The organism is Rossellomorea aquimaris (genome assembly GCF_020171925.1).
In the GTDB taxonomy this organism is placed as follows: Bacteria; Bacillota; Bacilli; order Bacillales; family Bacillaceae_B; genus Rossellomorea; species Rossellomorea aquimaris_F.
On sequence record NZ_JAIVAR010000011.1, the window covers coordinates 1 to 21,344 of the forward strand.

Sequence of the window (21,344 nt, forward strand, 5' to 3'; positions counted from 1 at the left end):
TGTATTAGGCACGCCGCCAGCGTTCGTCCTGAGCCAGGATCAAACTCTCCGATAAAAGTTTGAATAGCTCTTTTTTGTAACGATATTCGTTACGGTAAATCTAGAATTAACGTTGACGTGTTGTCTTGTTTTGTTCAGTTTTCAAGGTTCAATTTGTTGCGCGCTCCGTCCGAAGCGACTTTATTAATGTAACACATTTTCAATCGTTGAGTCAACAACTTTTTTAAATTCTTTTTTCAGAATGTCGGTTGTTGTATCAGCGACGTTTATTAATATATCACGCCCTTAATATTATTGCAATATATTTTTTACAAAAAGTTATTTGGATTTCATTTTTTAGACATTCCAGCGGGACAACCATCATATCTATAAGAATAGACTGCATATGAAAGGAGTTAGCGTCTCATGACACTTATACAACTTGCACAATATCTATCTTACTTTATGGCCATTTATCTATTTGCCTACTCATATGTATTGGGTCTGAAGATCAGCGACAGCACTCGACCGGTACGTGGATTCACATTCATCCTTTCGGTAGTGATGGCATTTGTGTTTTCAGGATTTACATACACATTCTCTTAACCACTCCCGTATCCCCAAGTAAGTCAAAATTCAACATTCGCAAACAAAGGGAGAGCCGCAGTTCAATCAGAACTGCGGCTCTTGTCTTTGATTATTATACAGCATACTTCAAGAAATAACTTGCAGCTGTCTTAGGAGTGCCTGCTTGTTTATAAAAGTTAAAGAGTGAAAAGAAGTCCTTCTTCATCATACTCCCTGTCGCCGATCATGATTTTTTGTTCCTTACAGCTTTTAGGTTTGAATGAGTAATAGAAATGCTTTGAGGGATTATCCCTTAACACCCAAACAAGCATATTGGAATAGCCCTGCGACTTTAAGGTATCCATAGCAAACGTAAACAAGCTGCTCCCCAGCCCTTTTCTTTGGTAGTCCTTCAATAGGTAGATGGCATATAACTCACCATCTTGGTGTTCATCCCGTTCCCTCCCAATAGAAACAAAACCGGATATCTCTCCATTATTCATTTCACACACATACGTTTCATGTGGACCAGAGAGGATACCATCCCACCTTACTTTTCTATCCCCCACATTCAATGAATCGAGGTATTCATCCGAGACAATATTTTTATACGTCGTTTTCCAGCTTCCTATATGGACGTTCGCGATTCCTTCTGCATCATCTGGTACAGCTTTTCTAATTTGAAAATCCTTCATTCTTATTCACCTCATTGACTTGTTGAATCATTCTTTTCACTTTTCTTTCTTCTATTAAGAAGAGAGTCACTCCAAAGATGATGATGACCCCTCCCGCGATTTGTGTAAAAAGAATTTTTTCCCCCAATAGCCAAAACGCCAACATAGAGGCACCTATCGGTTCAAAGAGGATCGCCATTGAAATGGTGGATGTGCTCAACCACTTTAGTGACCAGTTAAATAACGTGTGGCCGAGCAGGGTCGGAATGATGGCAAGCATCAGAAAGTAGATCCAGTCTTCTTTCGGATACGGACCGAGACTCTCTCCCCGCATTAGTACATACGCCAGTAAAACTACCGCGCTTATCGCATAAACCAAATATGTGTAGGTAATCAAGGATACTCTTTTGCGTACAGTCTGACCGAATAAGAGATAGCCTGTCACCAATCCACACGCGATGAGCGCGAGGATATCACCCCAAAGGGCGCTGCCACTGATCCGGAAATCACCCCAGCTGATGATGAAACTTCCTGCGATTGCCAAAATGGCGGATAAAACGGCTTTTCCAGTCATCTTTTCCCCAAAGAATAAATAAGCGCCAAGGAACGCAAATAAGGGCTGAAGGGTCACAAGTACCGTGGAACTTGCGACAGAAGTGTAGTTGAGCGATTCAAACCACAAGATGAAATGAAACGCCAAGAACACGCCTGCAATGATTGAATATGCCCAGTCCTTCAAGGTAATAACTTTCAATTCTTTCACATAGGTTAAGAAAAATACAGGCGACATCAGAAGTACCGTAAACAGCAATCTGTAAAATGCCAGTACGCCTGAAGGGGCACTTGATACTTTCACTAATATGGCAGACGTGGAAACGGAAATAACCCCGATAGCCAAGAGAAGATATGGATTTACTTTTGTGTCAGTCATGATTTCATCTCCTGTACCATAAAAATTCAATGCGGTTCCCCGCCTTTTAAACAATGATTGTTTTCATTTTAATCAATTGATTGAGAGATTACTATATCCATTCGTTACTTTTCGGAATTTATTTACTCAGGAGTTGGAGGAGGTCAAAGTGGAGTTCATAGACACAGCACTATATATGAAACTTGGGATTTCTGCTGTCCTTGGATTGATCATTGGGTTGGAAAGAGAATTAAAACGGAAGCCTGTTGGCCTCAAGACTTCTTTGGTCATTTGTATTGTGAGCTGTCTTCTAACCGTTGTGTCGATTGAGTCAGCGTATATAGCCGAAGGTTCAGATCAGGTGAATATTACGATGGATCCGCTTCGTCTGGCTGCACAAATCGTATCAGGGATCGGCTTCCTTGGAGCCGGCGTCATCCTAAGACGTGGAAACGACAGTATTTCGGGATTGACTACAGCAGCCATGATTTGGGGCGCTGCCGGAATCGGGATTGCTGTCGGGGCTGGTTTCTATCTGGAGGCAACCGCAGGGGTCATCCTTCTTATCGTTTCGGTGGAAGTCGTTCCTTCAATCATCACACTCATCGGACCAAAACGATTGCGGGAAAAGGAATTGCATCTTCGGGCAACCATCAAGGAAAAACAGGATATCAGGACGATCATTGAGCGAATAAAAGATGAAGACATCGCAATCGAAAATATCAGAATTAAAGACTTAAAGAACAACCAACATCTTCTCGAATTGAAAATCATCGTTGACTTCAGGAAAAAGACAACGGATATCTATTATACGATTTCTGAAATAAAAGGCATCAAGGATGTTGAAATTGAAAGTTTATAACTAGAAAAGACCCCTGGCAAAAGACAGGGGTCTTTTCAATTAAAAGATTATCTAATCGATTTAAAGCTTGGAATGACTCCCGCTAATTTAACTTCTTTAAAGTCATAAGGAGAAAAGCTTCCCTAAATCGGTTCTTCCCCCACTAGAACACGCCTTTGAAGTCTTGCATGGAATCAGGCAGAGGTGTCTAACAGTGCCAAAAATTAAAACAGAAGGGTTCTACACTCCATAATCTGTATATAAATTCCAAGTAAATAATGAAGGGTACCCTCCGATAAAAAGATATAAGGGTTTATCTAACCATTCACTTAATTATTTTTTTATTCATATTAATTCAGAAGTATATGAAGTAGATCAAACTTCCATTACTACAGCTGTGATGTAAAACAGGAGGGAGAAACAACAAATGAACGAATGGCTTGGCATGATGAACGAGTGGATCAAGAATAATCAACTACTGAGCGTGCATTACTTAAGAATCAAGAAGGGGCCAAGCTCTTTTTCGGGAAGACTGCTACAAATGAATGATGACTATCTGCTTTTCTATGGTGATGACATGAAAGAAGTGATCAACCTGCATATACATCAAATCGATCACATCGAACCTTTTGAGTGATGCCTTTTATCATGATCGCTGATCATGAAAGGAACCATGCCATTCAATACATAGCAAAAAAGCCAGCTCCCAACCGGGAACTGGCTTTTTTCTATAATGGCTTATTCATGATTTTCTTCATGACCGGCTTCAGGATTTTCCGTACTCTTCGGGTTAGGATTCACATATTGGTAATCGTTGCGATCGATTGGTGTGTATCCTTCCGGTTTATAGAAACGGAGTAAATCCTCATATACCACTTTATCGGAAAGCTCAAGTCGTTTTTGAGCATCCTTACTCATATCTTCACAAGCCTGTTTTGCTTCTTCGTTTCCTTCATCCACAGGCTTACCAGTTTCATTGTCGTAGCATGCACCTTTGATGTTTGAATACTTCTCAGTAATAACATCTCCATTACGGAAAGGTACGATTTGCTTTCGTTCTTCAGACAATAAGTCCTGACCAAAGCTTAGATAGTCTTTCGTATCCACTCCAAGAAGGTGCATGACCGTAGGGCGAAGGTCGATCTGACCGCCGTACGTATGGTTGACTCCACCTTCGGCACCAGAGTTCAGGATGAATACTGGTACACGTTGAAGCTGGGCACTTTCATAAGCATTGACTTCTTTGCCAAGGATATCAGACATCGCTTTATTATGGTTGTCGGAAATTCCGTAGTGATCTCCGTACAGGACAATCATCGTGTTGTCATATAGACCTTTTTCTTTTAAATCGTTCACGAAGTTCTCCAGCTGTTCATCCATGTAATGTGCCGTTTGGAAGTAACGATTCACTACACCATCACTTGTTTCAGCCGTTGGGAAGTCCGTATCTTCCTCGTGACGGTCGAATGGGAAGTGGTTGGATAACGTGATGAACTTTGTGTAGAACGGTTGTTTTAAACTTTGGAGCATCGGCATCGATTCTTTAAAGAACGGTTCGTCCTTCAGACCATATGGAAGCTGTTCTTCAGGATTGCTCATATCAAAGTAGGTTGCATCAAAGAACTGATCATAACCGATGGATCGGTACATTTCAGAACGGTTCCAGAATGTCTTGTAGTTACCATGGAACACGGCAGAAGTATACCCTTTATCCTTTAATAAGGCAGGTGCTGACTGATACGTATTATTTGCATGCGTCATGAAGACTGCACCTTGCGGAAGAGGGTATAAAGAGTTTTCAATGATGAACTCGGCATCGGATGTTTTACCCTGCCCTGTTTGATGGAAGAAGTTATCAAAGTACATTGCTTCTTTGCTTCCCACCAGTGAGTTCAGGAATGGTGTAACTTCCTCTCCATTCAACTCTCTTCCAATCATGAATGATTGCAGGGATTCCATCGAGATATAAATGACGTTTTTCCCTTCTGCTTTTCCAAATGCTTCAGGGTTAGGAGCAACTTTGTTGGCTTTGACGAAGTTCTCCACCTCTGAGACCTCGTTGCTATCGGCCATTGCCCGCTTAGCATGGGTCTTAGAATTCTGGACAACATCATAAATCGTAAAGTTCGTCGTCCCCAGATACTTTACCAGATAGTTACGGTCGAAGCTTCGCGTTAGAAGCTCGGGACGATCGATGTTCGCAAGGCCAAGATTCAACAGGAATACGAGAACCGCTGAAGTCATAACAGCGAATACCGCTCGGAAACGCAATTTCTCCTGTGGTTTCACTTTCTTAAGGACCATCAATCCAATGATGATGAATAGATCCGTGAAATAAAGGATATCCACTGGATTCAAGAGTTCCATCGCACTTCCTCCAAGACCGTTGTTGGTCTTAGCCTGTAGGATGACCGGCACCGTGATGAAATCATTAAAGAAACGATAGTACACCACGTTTGCATATAAGATGAAAGACATTAGAAGGTTGATGACGATGAACGCAACGTATCTCCCCCTGCCTTTCCAAAACAGTGCTAATGCAAAGAAAAATAAAGCAGAACTTAATGGGTTGATGAATAATAAAAATTGCTGCATAACATTTTGAATACCAAGATTGAACTCTGCTAAATAGACAACGTAGGTCTTTAACCAGAATAAGATGACTACTGTAAAGAAGAAAGTCAACTTCCCAGCACGCATCTCATTACGCATATCGTTGAAACGGTTCTTTAAGAAGTTCATATTTCAAATCACCTTTTATATTAAGATTTAGTAAACGTAATTTGTAGTTTTTGTAAATTGGATGAGTCAACAAGGAGTATTATAGCAGAAATTAATTTCAGCTGTATAACATTTTGGTATAAATCGTAACAAAAATATTTCATGGAAAATCGACAAATTCAAACCAATCCTTAAGAAAAGCTTTCACACTAATGGATAAAGCGTTTTCATGTTTAAACCTATCCTCTGGGTGGTTGTATGATAATACCACTAATGGAGATACATACTAAGATGATGCCCCACCACAAGTATGTTTTATTACTACCCAAAGCCAACACCCTTTAAACTGAATCAGCGCGTACATTGTCTTTGAAATAAGTTCCAATTGTTTCAACCAGGACGTAAGAAAAGCAGAAAAAAATCCGGAATCATCCAGCTCCTGATTCAGGAATGGATGATGGTCCGGATCTATTCTTCATACAGGACATGTTCGTCCCGTTTTCTTCTATTACTTATTCAATGATTCTGCGGGCAGTAACATAGTTTTCTTGGTACCAGCTTCTATTCAGGCTTCGCTTCACTACGCCCAATGTCTGGCCAGCGGACATGACCACTTCATTATTACCGACGTAAATCGCTGTATTCACTACTTTCCCATCACTTGAAGAATTTGATAAGAAAACAAGGTCTCCTTCTTGCAAGTCGCCTTTGGAGACATAACGTCCTTTTGTCGATTGCCCAATCGATGTTTTGTCCTGTAAATCGATCCCGTTTTGTTTGTATAGATAGTAAGCTAACCCTGAACTATTAAAGCTCATCGTGCTTTCATCATACGAGCGGCCATATTGTGCATTTCCAATTAAGGATTCTGCAAGATTTGAGATGGCGGTGCCTTTATCCTGTTGGACAGGAGCAACATCTTCCTTGTCTTCCGGTTGCTCGACAGGCACCTCAGGCTGGGTTTCCGTTTCTTGTTCCGGCTTGTCTGCAGGTGTTTCTGGCTGAGGATCCGTTACAGTATCAATCGGTGCCTCTGGTTCAGGACTTGTCGTTGATTCTTGGTTCCCTTCCGTTCCTGTAGTAGGTTGATCAGTAGGCTTTTCCTCCACCACTGGCGTTTCACTACCTGTGGAATCCCCGGAGGAAGCAGCGTCAACATCAATCACGCGGCGTGCCGTTACATAGTGTTCGTCATAGTACCCATTCAGGATGACACTTTTCTTAACGCCTGAATCAGAGCCTGCAGCGTGGATGATCTGGTCATTTCCTGCATAGATGCCTACGTGAACGATCTTCCCATCACTTGAGTTGTTTGATAGGAAAACAAGATCACCCTTTTTGAGGTCTTCACGTTTTACCGGTTCGCCAAGCTTTGATTGTTCGATGGCTGTCTTCGATTCAAGGTCGATACCAACCTGTTTGAATGTATAATACGTCATCCCCGCTCCATTGAATGTAAGGGTTCCTTCATTATAAGGAGAACCGTAAGACGCTTTACCGATCAATCCTTCAGCGATTTGGACCACCTTTTCTGCCGTGGAAGACGGAGCCTCGTTGTACATGAATGAAGGCAGTACTCGTCGTGCTGTTTTGTAGTTATTTTGATAATAATCTTTTCCATCTAGGTCCGAGATGAGAATATCATTCTCTTCATCAGCCATATGTATGATCTTATTGTTCCCTATGTAAATTCCATTATGGGTAACAGGGTCATCATCATTGGGATTTGAATCAAAGAATACAAGGTCACCTTTTTGAAGTTCATCCTTTGGCACGTATTCACCCAGCTGCGCCTGGACATTAGTATCCCTTGTCGCTAGGTCGATGCCGTTCTCTTTGAATGCATAATAAATGAATCCGCTACATCCGAATTCATACGGCGGGTTATAGACATATCTTTCATATGTTGCGGTCCCGATCAGGCTCTTGGCCGTCGAGATGATATCGTCCGCCTTCATTTCCACCTCTGTTTGTTGAGGAGCGGTTGCCGCTATCGATTGGGAAATCGGTGGGATCGTAACAGAGCTGAACGTCAAAGCAACTGTACAGACCGTTGTCGTCACTAGTTTCTTCATATTAAACCTCCTGTGAATATCTGTTAATTAAGTGCAATATTCTAAAAATAGCCACAGCAAGTATAACATCCCATTCCTTCCGATGATTTATGTAATAATTGCCAGTACTAAAGCCTTACAAAAGAGTGTAAAGACCAAAGGCCTTTACACCCATTACCAGTGAACTATCCCTTTAGTGACTGTGCAAACTCAATCAGTTCGGTATCCATCATAGACCCCTTAATTAAAAGAATGGTCTCATCGTTCAACAAATTGTTCAGCACACCCTTAATGTGAGCCGGAGACCTTGATGTATGAATCTCCCCTTTAAACCCATATGTTTTCGCCTGTTGTGCCAAGTATTCCGTTTTCTCACCGACCGCAATCAAGATATCGATCCGCTTGGATGCAAGTTGCTTTCCTAAATCATCGTAAATTTCTGTTTCTCCATCACCCAAATAGGCAATATCACCTAATATTAATGCACTTCGCTTTTTAAGCCCGAGGTTTTCAAGGACATCGATTGCAGCAGAAATGGATGTAGGATTTGTGCTCCATGTATCATCTATGATGATCGAGCCATTTATGCCTTTTTCCACTTGTAAGTGTCTTTCTAAGTTCTCGAATGTCCTCAACCGTGCCGAAGCCTCGACTAAGCCTAGACCGATTCTATGGGCCGCTGCCACGGCAAAGAGTGCATTGTAGATTTGATGAGTTCCAAAGCCTGGGATATACATATTGAATTTCTGCTTCTGATGGTGCAAATAAAAGGACATACCGTTCCTTTTGTACTCAATATCGCTTGCACGGTAATCAGCCTTTTCACTCATTCCGCAATAAATGATGTCACCCTCGAACCCATGGAGTGATACCTTTTGAGAGTTTTCATCCTCACTGTTCAATATGAGCGTTCCACCTTTTCTGACCCCTGAGACGATTTCTGATTTGGCTTTGATATAGCCATCAATCGTTTTACATTTATCCAGATGGTCAATGCCGATCATGGTGATGATGCCGATCGTAGGCTGAAACACTTTACAGTGATAGCTCAGGTTCCCCGGTCCCCGCAAGCCTGTTTCAAATACCGCTGCATCTGTTTCTTCATCAATTCCCATTAAATATTGAAAGGACTTTCTGGTGGCGTTTCTGCTTCTGATTGTGGATTGTATGGAGTGCGTTGGAGATAGAAGATGGGAAAGGATCTCTTTCGTAGTGGATTTCCCACATGTTCCGGTTACTGCGACGATCGGTATGTCGATGAGGCTCCGGTAATAGCGGGTAAACTTCCAGAATGCATCATCACAATCCTGTACCTTGACAAGTCCGGCTGCCTCGATTTCTTCAATTTCATCATCATTTTTGTCGGTTACAATGATGTAAGGGGCATACCGTTTCAGCTTTTTCAACTGAAATGGCTTCCTTTTTTTCAAGAATATCAATGTGTTCTTCATTTTGATCCTGTGTAAATGCGCAACCATTGCATCCATCACAACGAAGTCTTCATCTCCGTACACGTACTGCCCATCCATCACATGAATCAAGTCTTTCAATTGCAGTGCTTTCATGTCTTCACTCCTGTCTTTGTTCTATATTGGTTCCGGTTTCTTCATCCGGAATTCTTCAATCACCCCTTTTGTAATAAGGGTGCACCGCCGATTATCAGAGTGATTGAAATTATCCTTCCATCAAGCGTTCTTTAAGTTTCATCAGCGGTTCATCACCACGACGACACTTTATCAGTAGATAAGACTGATCATCCAGGTATCTCATCACTGTCTCTTCAATTCCATCTATAGAGGTGAATGAATGAACAATGAGATCCGGATTTTCTATTTCTGCGGATTTGGCAATATATCTTGCTTTCACACCAAAGGTAATAAGCACATCGATGTTACTTTCTGCCACATACTTACCGATTTCCGAATGAAGTTCATTCGCCTCATCACGGAGCCTTCCAATGCCGCCAAGCAAAGCGATCCGTTTCTTCCCCTTCCCGATGGCATTCAATGTCTTGATGGCTTGCTTTAATGAAGTAGGGTTGATATTCCATGTATCATCCACGATGGTGGAGCCGTTCCTTCCTTCTACTAATTGGAAGTGTCGGTCCAAGTTCCTGAAAGTACTCAATCTTTGGATTCCCGTTTCGATGTCGACTCCGAGCTCCGCAGCTGCACGTAAAGCAGCAAGCCCATTGTATACTTGGTGTTCGCCGACCTCAGGGATGAATCCAGGATATTCTTTACCGTATGCAACCAAGGTAAAGCGTGTCCCTTCTTCGCTGATCCTAATACTGGTACCCCTGAAATCGGAAGGTTTTTGGATACTGAAATAATGAACTTTTCCTTTATATTCGCCGAGGCTGATTTTCGCAATATTCTCATCATCCGCGTTGAGGATCAGTGTGCCTTTGTTCCGGAGTCCCTCAAGCATTTCCGCTTTAGAAGCCAGGTATCGTTCAAAGGTTTTACAACGGTCCAGATGATAGACCCCGATGTTGGTGATGATCCCGATATCAGGTTGATAGACATTACAGTGATAACGCAGATCCCCAGGTCCTCCAAGACCTGTTTCAAACACTCCTACATCCGTCCGTTCATTTATTTTCATCAAGTATTCCAATGAACGATGAGGTGCGTTGTCATTCTGGTCTGTTGAAACGACTGAATGATTTTCTTCCATAATATGTGCAAGCATCTCCCGGGTTGTCGTCTTCCCGCAAGTCCCTGTGATCGCCACAACCGGTACGGGACAGATTCCACGGTAGTAGCTTGTAAACTTGAAGAACGCCTCTCTAACGTCATCAACCTGAATGATGGTCATACCGTTGGCACCCTTCAAGACACCGGGTTCATAATCGGTGATGACGGCACATGGAGCATTTCTTAACATCCTATCCCACTTTTTCTCACTAACGTCCTTCTTTTTGTCAATGAAAACCAGTGTGTTCTTCATCTTAAATTTATGTTGATGAAAGATGATCACATCATGGATATCCATCCTGTCAGAACCACTGACCACCGTTCCGTTCAATGCCTTTCTGACATCCTTTAAATTCAGCGTAATCATGTCATTCCTCCTGTCAATGATTGAGCGTATGGAGCTCTACATCTGTGTATTTCCTTGATCTGCTTGCCTTTTTCTCAAATCCGTAAGACAGAAAGCAGCTCAACGACATTTTCGTACACGATGCTTTTATCACGTGTACTTCCTCGAAATCCTTTATATACTCCAATCTCTTTTCGAACAACAGCCTATAAATGCCTTTGCGTCTGAATTCCTCCCGTACGTAATCACTTTTAAAAACGGCTTTTCCGTGTTTCGTTCTAATATAGCAAGAGACAAAACCTGCTATCTCTCCATCGACCCTTGCACAGAACCAAACGGATCCAGGTACATCTTTCACCCTCATCCCATCTCTTATAGCCATCGAAATGACTGGTTCAAGCTCCTTAAATGAGGATCGTTCTATCGATACAACCACAAGGAGTACACCTCTCTCTCATTCGATTATTTCAAACCTTCGTATTACTTTATGTACAAGTTTCCATTGTGGAAACGGCGAAAGACCATTTGTAGGGATTGCAATGCTTCAATTATGGCAAGAACGCTTGGATAAAGTGCAACCATTGCACCATTCTTGTCCAAAAAGGGCACTTGTCCATCGCATAATGGATGGGTCTCGAATCAACTATAGAAAGGAGGAATTGTATGGAATACAACAAACTTTCTTACGAAACGTTAGTACAACTTATAAAAAAAACGACAAGTAACTCTCCATTCCTTTCTATTTCTTCAATTGGAAAGTCCGTACGCGGAAGGGACATTTGGTGTGTGACAATCCAGAAGCCAGAGCGTACGAAGATGATGAATAAGTGGAAAATAAGCAACCCTTCCAAGAATAAGACCTCGATCGTCATCACCGCTTCAATTCATGGCCATGAGGCCGCGGGATCGTCAGCCATCTTGCGTTTACTGGATCACATCCGGGAGAAAGGTGATAGTCTTCCTTGGATGGATGATTTGGTCATTCATTGTGTAGTGAGCTGCAATCCGGATGGTTATGTGGATAACACTCGTTATAATGCAGCTGGATTCGACCTCAATAGGGACTTTATCACCCAATCACAGCCGGAAACCTTGAGCATCGTAAATCTGATTGTGAAAGAAGAGCCTGCAGTTGTATTGGACTTGCATGGGTATGTTTGGCGAAATGACTCTTATATCGGATTGATCGAACCATGTACCCCCCCACACAATCCCAGCTATGAATATGATTTATACCTGAAAGGAGCATTGCCACTTGCAAAGGCGATGGAAGCCTCTTTAGTGTCAGAAAAAGACACATTCTCATCTGCAAGGTTCAAGTCAATCAAAGGTACTTATATCCCTTATCGAGACGAAGAAAGTGGATGGGACGACTACAGTCCTTTCAGTTGTTCAATGTACTCAATCCTGCAAGGGGCAATCGGGATCACCATCGAATCCCCAAGCCGGTCCGAAGACGGAACCACCTGGTTACTCATCGCCCTCTTATCGGCTCTCACTCACATCTCGAAAAACAAGAAACAATTGAATGACACTCATTCTGCCTTCTTCCGCCGGGGGACTCAACAGAATCATCCCGGACAAGCGCCAGACTATTTCCCGGCTTATTATTATCTAAGTGATAAACCGTTGTTCCCCGATCAACTCGGGAAGCTTTCATCCCACCTGATACAGAATGGGATCCATTTATATTCCACAACGAAACCATTCAAGTCCGGTGGCCATACGTTCCCGACCGGAACGATCGTTGTGCCAATGAATCAACCACGTGCGAATCTTGCGCACTGTTTGCTTTCGCAGGGGGAAAATTTGTCCGATGGTCCAGAAAGAGTGTCCGAGCTTTGTGCCTGGAGCCTCCCATTATGCTGGGGTATTCAAAGTCTCTCCTCATCCGTACGGTTGCATAAAAGGATGATCCCTTACAAAGGAAACAAGGATGACACTCCCCTCCCGTTCTCATACACAGCAAGCTCAGCAAAGAGGGTACGAGTCGGAATCATCATCGATGGAGGCATGTTTCATAAGAAAGCACATGCGGGGCTTGCACTCGCACTTCAAGAAATGAACATCCCCTACACGGAACACGAATCAAAGGAGCTCGCTTCAAGTACAACATTATCCAAAATTGATGTTCTGATTTACAACGGCTACGAGCACCTATTCTATCCAGCGTCCAAAGTACGGAAACAGTACCGTGATTATGTGCTGGAGTCACAGGCACAGCAAGATGCATGCAAAAAAAATCTTCAACAATTCATGAGAAAAGGCGGGAAAATAATCGGAATCGGTGCGGGTGCTTCAAAGGCGTTGACCACCCTCTTTGAGTTATGTGATGCAGAAACACACTCGAGTGGATTCAATAAAAACGCACTCGTGCAAATGAATTATAAAAGGCATGCTCTCACAAAAGGGTTCGAAGCAGAGGATAGCGGATTTGTTTACCGGCCCGCCTGGTTCACGAACACCGGGAACATGGTGGTGGCCGCGACTTACGGGACTGATCCAGAATCCATCCTCGCCGGATATTGGCCGGAATACGGTGAGGCAAAGGGCCTGCCTGCCATCATTACCAGCAGGGACGGCCTCCTCACCCTTTTTGGACTGGAGGTCTGCTTCAGGGGACATACCCGCTATTTTTACAGACTATTGTGGAATAGCATTTATGGGTCCCACAGTTCATAGCGGATCCCCTTGTCACTTAAAGAGGAAACAGCGCTACGATGCTTTTATAAAAAAAGGCTCATGACCCAATACAAGTGTCGTTCCCTATATCGTGTTGTTGTCATTTACTAGTTAGGAAGAAAACATTAAGAGTTATGAAGGAGGTCAATCATTTGATCCGAATTGGAATGCTCCACCATAGAAAGCATCCCGACAGTGTCATTAAATCGTATGCATATGCAGCAGTGGCAAAGGCAGAAGGCACAAAGATGATCTATTTCTCACCTGGTGGAGTGGACTTTACTACCAGAACCATTTCCGGTTATGAATATGAGGACGGGAAATGGGTCCAAGGGACATTTCCGTTCCCTCATGTCATCTATAACACCGGGAGTCCTGAAAAACTTGCAAAATCTAGTGAAGTGATTGAAAAACTGAAACAGGACATTCCGTTTACCACTCATTCAATCGGCAATAAAATGTCCGTTTATAAACGACTGATGGAAGCAGGCGAGTTGACCCAATATTTGATCCCTTCTGAAGTGATCAAAGGGACGAGTCATTTCTTCTCGATGCTCGATGCTTATCGTAAGATTGTGTTTAAACCCGTGAATGGCCGAAAAGGGATGTCGATCATCCTGATTGAACGTGTGGGAAATGATTTCAGGCTATTGATTGACACGGACGAACACCTTTATTCTTATGATGAATTAAAGGAATTTGTTTCTGCTCAACTTGAAGTAGAGGAGTTTCTCGTACAGCCCTATATCAATTGCAGAACGAAAGAAGGCAGTGTGTTCGATTTCCGGCTTCATGTCCAGAAAAACGGTGAAGGCAAATGGGTCATCACAGCGATCTATCCTAGGATCGGTGCACCTGGAACAATTGTCTCGAATATCAATAGCGGTGGTTCGATGAATTATCTTGTCCCTTTCCTGAAACAGGAGTTCGGGGATGAGTATTATAACATCAAGCGCTATTTGGAGAGCTTCTCACTCGTTCTAGCGCGCCATATGGATGATTTGCAAATGGAACACTATTCAGAAACAATCGACGAACTTGGAATTGACGTTGCTTTGGATGACCGTGGAAAGATATGGATTTATGAAGTCAACTGGAGACCTGGATGTCCGCCGACCTTTTATCTTGAAATGGATGTGGTCAAGAATACAATCAGATATTGCATCCATTTAGCCCAAGGGCAACCATTGAAAGGAGGAGTACGATGAGTATAGATTTCTCCGTCGAAAGACCAATCGTTGCAGTGACAGGAAGTGCCGGAAAGACTACGACGAAATCTTTCATCGCATCGATTCTCAGAACACGCTGGATCATATTCGAATCGAGCGATTATTGGAATCGGACCGATCATACCGAAAAACACCAGAGTGAAATCAACTTCATCCATCGAGCAATCGTACTTGAATACGGAATGGCCTATAAGGGCGTCATTGAAAAGCATTGCAGAATCATCCAACCAAATATCGCAGCCATCACCAATATCGGCACTGCCCATATCGGTAATTTCGATGACGGCATCAAAGGCATAGCAGCCGCTAAATCCGAGCTGATCAAAGGGTTGGACCCAGATGGCCATTTGTTCATAAACGGGGACGACAAAAACTCAAAGCTCCTCCATACGAAGAACTTTACGGGCGAGCTTAAAAAGGTAAGCATACACACCCCTTCCGATTATCAGGCAAAGAATGTGAAGGTAAACTGGGAAGGGATTACCTTTGATCTTAAATTGCAAGGGAAATCGCATTCATTCTCCATCCCCTATCACGGTGAATTCCACGTATACAACGCCTTACTTGCGATTGCCGTCGCCGATCTCCTTGGCTTTACGGCAGATGAAATAAAGCAGGGATTGAATGAAGTGAGGAAGCCTAGGCACAGGCTTGATATTGTGAAACTTAAGAAAAACATCACGCTCATTGATGATACGGTACATGCTTTTCCCGATGCGATGAAAGGCGCCCTTGATGTCCTATCAAGCCTGGACGGAAAGAAGAAGGTCGCAGTCCTCGGCAGCATGGCTGGATTCGCTGACCAACATGAAATCGTCCATAAAGACATGGGGAATTATGTCGCTGATAAAAAAGTCGACTATCTCTTTACTTATGGTAATCTTTCAAAGAACATCGGTGTCGGGGCGATTGAAGCGGGAATGGACGCACAACGTGTCTTTCATTTCAACCGTTCCGATATGAAAGAGTTGAATAAAGCATTACTCAAGATGATTCAGCCGGATTGGACCATTCTCATAAAGGGAGCAAGCGGACTCGGGATGGTCGAGACCGTCGATTTCCTAAAAGAAAAGTTGGGGTAACCGCACTCATCTAAAAAAACGCTTGGTTCAGGCTTTCAAGCCTGAACCAAGCGTTTTTGCTTGTCGCTAATTCCGATTGTCACAAGTGTTGAATGCTATTGAATGATCGTCGTGATGTTTTCCCCTGGCGCTTCTTCAATCCAAAAGCGGATCTCGGAAGCGGCCTTCTTTGCATTCATTTCAGCCTCTTCAGGAGTGTCCCCCACAGCGGTCACGTATGCATAGCGATGCCCCATCGATAAAGGCGGAGTCAATGCCTGGCCCCTGCGAGGTTTAACATATACCTCCACTACGCCTTTCGATGCTTTGGCCCTTTTTTTCCCCGTGACCTTCTCAAGCGTCCCTTTTCGATCGACTGTCACATATTGCATATACACATACTTGTTGAATTTCGGCTCCAAATCAGGGGTCTTCCCCATCGCCATCTTTAACGTCTCTTCAACGAGATTGATTCCATAAGCCGCTTTGATCATATTATTCATCCCTGCCCCTGAAATGCGGGCATTGATTTCAATGAGCTTCCACTGCAGTCCTTTCCGGCGCAGCTCCAAGTGACAAGGTCCGTTCTCCAGTCCATGTTGGGAAACGATTTCTTCCACAGCCTTCTTCAGTCCGCTAAAGAAGTTCTTTCCTGGTTTTAACAATAGTTTATATCCCATGACAATGAAGCGTTGACCATACTGAATATCCTGTTTGATCACGGCCATGATCTGGACCTTTCCTTCTACGACCATCACTTCCACAAGATACTGAGGTTCAGGTAAGTATTCTTCTATTAAAACAGGCTGATTTTCATAGGTTTTCGTCAAGGCACGGAACTGCTTTCGATATTCTGTCAGATTCGCGACTTTGTAGACATCTTTCGACCCAGTGGATTGCGGGGATTTCATTATGAGTGGGAATTTTTTTTCGATTTCACCCTCTAGCGCTTTACTTTCATCCGGTGTTGAAACCGTCCAAAATGCCGGCGTGATGGGTGAACTTTTCATCAGTTTCCGAGACTCGATTTTATTTTGGATATTCTTCATCCCTTCTGTTGAAAAGTGATTAATGTTGAACCGGTCGGAAAGCGCGCATGCCATGTAGCTATGTGGATCTACAAAGCTTACAATTGCGGTGGCCTCGATCCCTTTCATGAGCAGCGCTTTCACTTCCTTAATAAGTACATTCATATCACTTAAATCACAGTATTTCATGAAATGGACATCCGGGAAGTCCTCACGTTTGTTGATGAAATTGATTCTTTCCGTGAATAGTACAGTATAATAACCCAATCTCTCAGCCGTCCTGATCGCTTCCCTGCTGGAACCCGATTTATTCGTTTCAATAAAAATGATAGACTTCATTCAAGGTACGCTCCTTCTTTAAACATATTCTCTTTCAAAGCTCAAAAATGGGTACGAGCAATGCTTTACTGTATAGTCTATTCTGCAAGGTTATAAGGGGTATAGGCTGATTCATTGATGTTTCCGCTATTTATTTCATGAAGGGACATGCGCCTCCGTTCTTCAATCCACGCCCCCGTCCAACTGCTCCACTCTATTAAAAAAACCAAAAAAATGCTAGTAACTGCCCATACACCTCTCCGATTGTGTTCATATACTAAACTAACGATACGTCGAACCAATTGAAGGAGCTGTTTTTTTCCATGAGCAATTACATCATCTATATAGGGGCGAACCGTTCCGGATCCACCCTGGACGGTATTGAAGCAGGAAAAAAACTTGGCTATTCCACCATCCTACTCACAAATATAAGAAAGTATTTGAGAGAAAGGGAGCTTTTTCCGGAGGTGGACGAGATGTTCGAAGTTGATATTGAACGGGAAGAGGAGATCAGGAAACAAATTCATTCCCTCCGGCAGAAAGGGAAGAAAATAGCTTGCATCATCAGCTTTCTTGATGACTACGTTTATCTGGCAGCCAAGCTGTCCAATGAATACTGTGGAACCGATCTATCATTGCAGCCCATCGCTGACTGCTTGGATAAAACGGAATTGAGGTCGAAATTAAAAGGAAAAGCGTACTCTCCCATTTTCTTTCCCTTGTCTCCCCCTTTTTCTTATGAGCACATGAGTGACATCCCATATCCCGTCGTGTTAAAATCCCCTGTATCCAACGGATCAAAAGATGTCCTCTTGATCCAAGATGAAGAAGAACTCCAAAGGGGGATTGCAAGATTAAGCAGAAGGAATCCGCCGAGCCTCCTCGTGGAGGAATATTTAGACGGTCCGCAGTATCTGATTGAAACGGTGATCAAAGACGGAACCCCTATCGTCGAGGTTGTCGTCAAACAGGAAATCGACTTCCAGAAACGATTCATCGTGACCGGTTATAGTGTTTCAACGACCCACCACCATCCAGGGTTGCTGAAAGAAGTCAGGGGGATCATTTCCGATCTGGGATTTGAGAATGGAAGTTGTCACTTGGAGATGCGGCTCGTTCAGAACAAGTGGAGACTGGTTGAAATCAATCCCCGGGTATCGGGTGGATCCATGAACAAAATGATCGCCGCAGCCTATGGACTGAGCATTGTTGAAGAAACGCTGAGGGTCTACTTAAAAAAGAATCATGAACCCCGATTCAAATGGGAAAAGCATGTTTATACCAGTTATATGACGGTTAACAAAATGGGAAGCTTGTTGAGGGTTACCGGGGTGGATGAAGCAGAAGTCCAGGAAGGAATCATTGACGTACACGTCAAACCGAATATCGGAAAGATCCTGCGACCACCTACCTCCATGGCACATCGCTACGGATATGTCATGGCGGTTGGAAAGTCCGTTCAGGAATCAGAGATCCGGGCAAAAAATGCCGCTAACTTGATTAAATTTTATATCGAATCAACCTAAACCGTTATATTTGCACTACACCACTTCTCCATCTGAAAATACACTGATAATAAGAGATCGGTGAAAGGAGGAGGAATCGCTTGAAGAGTTGTCACGACGAACATTGCATCTGCAAGGTCTTGACCGAACTATTTCTTGAACAGTCAAAGCTTGCGGCTCAAACCTTCAAATTTATTTGTGAGCATGATCGGATCGATACAATTCCATTCATTTTATATACAAAAGAAAAAAGCGAGCCCTTCAAGGCTCACTTAAAATCCGGTTGTACAATCTTCTTTATGGTGTCTGACATCAACGATGGATGTGTCACGCTGCGTTTATTGGCAGGTGTCGATATTGACGGGTACATCACCGACGATACAGAAGATGTCTTCGCCCTATATAAAACAGATCAATGCATCACGGTTGACTGCAATTGCTTCCTTGGGATCCAGCCCCTCCCTCCGAAATTGGTCAATCGGAAGCTCCCAACCATTCACGGAGGGGACGGGAAAGAATGCATTTCAAACCGATATAAGGCGGAATGACCCTGAATCAATGCCGCAGCCGAGCTTTGGCTTCGGCTTTTTCTATGGAAGGAGATATTTCACAGACTCCCCTAAACCCTGGACAATCTATTCAATACAAACTTTTCGACCACTTCCGCGACACCGTCATCCATATTGGAAGAGGTCACATGGTCCGCCTTTTCCTTGATGTCATCAGGGGCATTGCCCATCGCCACCCCAAGGCCGGCGAACTCGAGCATCGTCAGGTCGTTATAGCTGTCTCCGATGGCAATGACTTCCTCCCTCTTGATCCCTAGCGGCTCTATCAAATAATCAAGGGTCGCACCTTTGGTCACGCCAAGCTGGGTGAATTCAAGGAAATAAGGCTTTGAGCGCATGACGGATAATTCTCCGTCCAGTTCCTCTTGAAGCTTCACTTCCACTTCTTTCAGGCGATCTGCTTCTTTCAGCATGAGCGCCTTTACGACCGGTCCCTTTACCGCTTCCTTGAAATCCGGGACGACCTCCACGGGCAGTCCAGTGAGCCTGCTTTCGATATCGGCGAATTCGTCCGGCTCTTCCACAAGGATGGCATCCTCTGAGTACGTAAGGATCCCGACTCCTTCACGCTTGCTCAGATCGTATAATCGATGAGCGGTCTCCGCAGATAACGCCCTACTATACATTTCTTCATTGGACTTGTAGTTTATGATCTTTGAACCATTGAAAGGCAGGATGTAGCTTCCATAATGATCAAGCTGCAGCTCATCTGCCACCCAGCGCATTCCATACGTCGGTCTCCCTGAAGCGAGGACCACCTTCACGCCTTCTTCCTGTGCCTGAAGAATCGCCTTCTTGGTACGATCCGAAATGGTCTGGTCGTCACGCAGCAATGTATCATCTAAATCAAGAACAATCATTTTATATCCCATGATGGTAAATCCTCTCCCTGTCGGTAGAATAATATTTTCCTACTATAACATCAAAGTGATTTTTAATAAAAGGAAAGGTTTACTAGTCATATACGATTTGGAGCGACTATTTCTTCTCTTTAGAGTTCATACCCTGCAATTCATTCGGAGCATCACGAAATTCCAATGGAGGCATCAGAGGTTCATTAACTCCACTATATCCCCTCGACTCTCCACTTACGGCTCGTTGTGCTGTTCCTTCCTACAATTATCTTTATTCCCACGTACTTATACGGTTTTGTATTTCTTCTAAAGTGGGAAGTGCCGTCATCGCTCCTTTAGTCGATGCAGCAAGAGCCCCAGATATTGATGCAAAACGCGCCATTGCCGCCGCTTCTTCAATGGACATAGCTTCAATCGTCCCCTCATATTGATTAAGGGAATAAAGGATACCGGATACAAATGCATCACCGGCACCAGTAGTATCAACTGCTTGCACTCTCATTGCAGGAACATGCAAACGGACATCGCCTTTAAATAAAAGACTGCCCTCGGCCCCCATAGTAACGATGATGAGGGGGATACCGTATTCCCCAAGCTTTGCTACACCTATATCAATTTCCTTTTCACCGGTAATGAATTCAAGCTCTTCCTCGGAGACCTTCAACACATGCGCGTGCTCTAGCATACTTTTTATGGTTTCCCTTGCCTGTTCCTCTGAATCCCAAAGTCCAAGGCGCAGGTTCGGGTCATAGGAAACGATCATTCCACTTTGTTTGGCGAGCTTCACGGCATACTCAGTGGCTTCCTTTGAAGGACTGCTGATCATTGAAATCGAACCGAAGTGAAGGATCTTATGGGCGATGAAGTCGTCTTCATCGATTTCTTTACTCTCCAAATAACGGTCTGCGCTTGGATCGATGTAGAAATCGAAGCTACGTTCTCCATCTTCTGCATTCGTAACGAAAACAACACCAGTCCGAGTTTCTTTTGTCATTAGCATCTGGTTCGTCCTGACTCCAAAGTCGTTCAGCGTGTCGACTAAGAAGTTCCCCAGAACATCATCCCCTACCTTCCCCAAGAAAGTTGATGTTGCGCCTAAACGGGCCAGCCCTACCGCGACATTGGCCGGGGCCCCACCAGGACTTTTTTGAAACGTGATATTCTCCTTATCCAATGGGATGAAGTCGATCAAGGCTTCCCCGAGAGAGATGATTCCTTTTTTCATTAAGATATCCTCCTCATTACTTTTCTTCTATTGTGTATAGTTACAGTAAGTGGCATGGTCTACCGTATCCTAAAAAGGTACA

The 21,344-nt window shown here is 43.6% G+C and carries 18 protein-coding genes; 8 read left to right on the forward strand and 10 right to left on the reverse strand.

From position 1 onward, the window contains the following. The first annotated feature begins 405 nt into the window (after positions 1 to 405). Positions 406 to 585, forward strand: coding sequence for a hypothetical protein (locus LCM10_RS19720; protein WP_224878155.1), 180 nt, complete (start codon positions 406 to 408; stop codon positions 583 to 585). A gap of 158 nt (positions 586 to 743) precedes the next feature. Here LCM10_RS19720 and LCM10_RS19725 read toward each other — a convergent pair whose 3' ends face one another. Further along, positions 744 to 1,241 carry a GNAT family N-acetyltransferase gene (locus LCM10_RS19725; RefSeq protein WP_224878157.1) on the reverse strand — a complete coding sequence of 166 codons (498 nt, stop codon included), beginning with the start codon at positions 1,239 to 1,241 and terminating at the stop codon, positions 744 to 746. Next, positions 1,222 to 2,151 carry a DMT family transporter gene (locus tag LCM10_RS19730; RefSeq protein WP_224878159.1) on the reverse strand — a complete coding sequence of 310 codons (930 nt, stop codon included), beginning with the start codon at positions 2,149 to 2,151 and terminating at the stop codon, positions 1,222 to 1,224. Before LCM10_RS19730 ends, LCM10_RS19725 begins: the two co-directional genes overlap by 20 nt. Before the next feature lie 157 nt (positions 2,152 to 2,308). Between LCM10_RS19730 and LCM10_RS19735 the strand changes: the two genes are divergently transcribed. Together LCM10_RS19735 and LCM10_RS19740 are read left to right on the forward strand one after the other, a co-directional pair. Further along, the gene (locus tag LCM10_RS19735) at positions 2,309 to 2,992 is read left to right on the forward strand and encodes an MgtC/SapB family protein (protein WP_412103427.1); all 684 of its coding nucleotides are present in this window, start codon (positions 2,309 to 2,311) and stop codon (positions 2,990 to 2,992) included. A 406-nt stretch (positions 2,993 to 3,398) separates the two neighbouring features. Then, a complete protein-coding gene (locus LCM10_RS19740; protein ID WP_224878161.1) occupies positions 3,399 to 3,608 on the forward strand; it encodes a hypothetical protein in 210 nt (69 codons plus the stop codon). Positions 3,609 to 3,709: 101 nt separating this feature from the next. Here LCM10_RS19740 and LCM10_RS19745 read toward each other — a convergent pair whose 3' ends face one another. From LCM10_RS19745 to LCM10_RS19765, 5 genes are all read right to left on the reverse strand, one after another. Next, complete coding sequence (locus LCM10_RS19745) at positions 3,710 to 5,683, reverse strand: LTA synthase family protein (protein ID WP_224878260.1); 1,974 nt, start codon at positions 5,681 to 5,683, stop codon at positions 3,710 to 3,712. 521 nt (positions 5,684 to 6,204) lie between these two features. After that, a complete protein-coding gene (locus LCM10_RS19750; RefSeq protein ID WP_224878163.1) occupies positions 6,205 to 7,767 on the reverse strand; it encodes a C40 family peptidase in 1,563 nt (520 codons plus the stop codon). 164 nt (positions 7,768 to 7,931) lie between these two features. Next, complete coding sequence (locus LCM10_RS19755) at positions 7,932 to 9,311, reverse strand: Mur ligase family protein (protein WP_224878165.1); 1,380 nt, start codon at positions 9,309 to 9,311, stop codon at positions 7,932 to 7,934. Positions 9,312 to 9,420: 109 nt separating this feature from the next. Then, a complete protein-coding gene (locus tag LCM10_RS19760) occupies positions 9,421 to 10,812 on the reverse strand; it encodes a UDP-N-acetylmuramoyl-tripeptide--D-alanyl-D-alanine ligase (protein WP_224878167.1) in 1,392 nt (463 codons plus the stop codon). A 13-nt stretch (positions 10,813 to 10,825) separates the two neighbouring features. Next, positions 10,826 to 11,227, reverse strand: coding sequence for a GNAT family N-acetyltransferase (locus LCM10_RS19765; RefSeq protein WP_224878168.1), 402 nt, complete (start codon positions 11,225 to 11,227; stop codon positions 10,826 to 10,828). Between the two features lie 227 nt (positions 11,228 to 11,454). Between LCM10_RS19765 and LCM10_RS19770 the strand changes: the two genes are divergently transcribed. The 3 genes from LCM10_RS19770 (at position 11,455) to LCM10_RS19780 (ending at position 15,784) form a co-directional block, all read left to right on the forward strand. Beyond that, positions 11,455 to 13,473: a M14 family zinc carboxypeptidase gene (locus LCM10_RS19770; RefSeq protein ID WP_224878170.1), complete on the forward strand. Its 2,019-nt coding sequence runs from the start codon at positions 11,455 to 11,457 to the stop codon at positions 13,471 to 13,473. Between the two features lie 152 nt (positions 13,474 to 13,625). Then, entirely contained in the window at positions 13,626 to 14,681 is a 1,056-nt protein-coding gene (locus LCM10_RS19775) for a YheC/YheD family protein (RefSeq protein WP_224878172.1), read from the forward strand. Then, positions 14,678 to 15,784: a UDP-N-acetylmuramoyl-tripeptide--D-alanyl-D-alanine ligase gene (locus LCM10_RS19780; RefSeq protein WP_224878174.1), complete on the forward strand. Its 1,107-nt coding sequence runs from the start codon at positions 14,678 to 14,680 to the stop codon at positions 15,782 to 15,784. Before LCM10_RS19775 ends, LCM10_RS19780 begins: the two co-directional genes overlap by 4 nt. Positions 15,785 to 15,879: 95 nt before the next feature. Here LCM10_RS19780 and LCM10_RS19785 read toward each other — a convergent pair whose 3' ends face one another. Further along, complete coding sequence (locus tag LCM10_RS19785) at positions 15,880 to 17,130, reverse strand: ATP-grasp domain-containing protein (RefSeq protein ID WP_224878176.1); 1,251 nt, start codon at positions 17,128 to 17,130, stop codon at positions 15,880 to 15,882. Positions 17,131 to 17,432: 302 nt separating this feature from the next. Between LCM10_RS19785 and LCM10_RS19790 the strand changes: the two genes are divergently transcribed. Then, a complete protein-coding gene (locus LCM10_RS19790) occupies positions 17,433 to 18,635 on the forward strand; it encodes an ATP-grasp domain-containing protein (RefSeq protein ID WP_224878178.1) in 1,203 nt (400 codons plus the stop codon). 80 nt (positions 18,636 to 18,715) lie between these two features. Further along, positions 18,716 to 19,162, forward strand: coding sequence for a CotY/CotZ family spore coat protein (locus tag LCM10_RS19795; protein WP_224878180.1), 447 nt, complete (start codon positions 18,716 to 18,718; stop codon positions 19,160 to 19,162). Between the two features lie 71 nt (positions 19,163 to 19,233). Here the strand turns inward: LCM10_RS19795 and LCM10_RS19800 are convergent, their stop codons facing one another. Then, entirely contained in the window at positions 19,234 to 20,055 is an 822-nt protein-coding gene (locus tag LCM10_RS19800; protein WP_224878182.1) for a Cof-type HAD-IIB family hydrolase, read from the reverse strand. A 253-nt stretch (positions 20,056 to 20,308) separates the two neighbouring features. Then, complete coding sequence (locus LCM10_RS19805; protein WP_224878183.1) at positions 20,309 to 21,262, reverse strand: aminoimidazole riboside kinase; 954 nt, start codon at positions 21,260 to 21,262, stop codon at positions 20,309 to 20,311. Positions 21,263 to 21,344: the final 82 nt, after the last annotated feature.

Excerpts from the sequence above, each read along its gene's own strand:
- LCM10_RS19790 (WP_224878178.1), top strand. The coding sequence starts at position 17,433 with ATGAGCAATTACATCATCTATATAGGGGCGAACCGTTCCGGATCCACC.
- LCM10_RS19725 (WP_224878157.1), bottom strand. The coding sequence starts at position 1,241 with ATGAAGGATTTTCAAATTAGAAAAGCTGTACCAGATGATGCAGAAGGA.
- LCM10_RS19740 (WP_224878161.1), top strand. The coding sequence starts at position 3,399 with ATGAACGAATGGCTTGGCATGATGAACGAGTGGATCAAGAATAATCAA.
- LCM10_RS19780 (WP_224878174.1), top strand. The coding sequence starts at position 14,678 with ATGAGTATAGATTTCTCCGTCGAAAGACCAATCGTTGCAGTGACAGGA.
- LCM10_RS19750 (WP_224878163.1), bottom strand. The coding sequence starts at position 7,767 with ATGAAGAAACTAGTGACGACAACGGTCTGTACAGTTGCTTTGACGTTC.
- LCM10_RS19760 (WP_224878167.1), bottom strand. The coding sequence starts at position 10,812 with ATGATTACGCTGAATTTAAAGGATGTCAGAAAGGCATTGAACGGAACG.
- LCM10_RS19720 (WP_224878155.1), top strand. The coding sequence starts at position 406 with ATGACACTTATACAACTTGCACAATATCTATCTTACTTTATGGCCATT.
- LCM10_RS19800 (WP_224878182.1), bottom strand. The coding sequence starts at position 20,055 with ATGGGATATAAAATGATTGTTCTTGATTTAGATGATACATTGCTGCGT.
- LCM10_RS19805 (WP_224878183.1), bottom strand. The coding sequence starts at position 21,262 with ATGAAAAAAGGAATCATCTCTCTCGGGGAAGCCTTGATCGACTTCATC.
- LCM10_RS19770 (WP_224878170.1), top strand. The coding sequence starts at position 11,455 with ATGGAATACAACAAACTTTCTTACGAAACGTTAGTACAACTTATAAAA.
- LCM10_RS19755 (WP_224878165.1), bottom strand. The coding sequence starts at position 9,311 with ATGAAAGCACTGCAATTGAAAGACTTGATTCATGTGATGGATGGGCAG.
- LCM10_RS19730 (WP_224878159.1), bottom strand. The coding sequence starts at position 2,151 with ATGACTGACACAAAAGTAAATCCATATCTTCTCTTGGCTATCGGGGTT.
- LCM10_RS19785 (WP_224878176.1), bottom strand. The coding sequence starts at position 17,130 with ATGAAGTCTATCATTTTTATTGAAACGAATAAATCGGGTTCCAGCAGG.
- LCM10_RS19745 (WP_224878260.1), bottom strand. The coding sequence starts at position 5,683 with ATGCGTAATGAGATGCGTGCTGGGAAGTTGACTTTCTTCTTTACAGTA.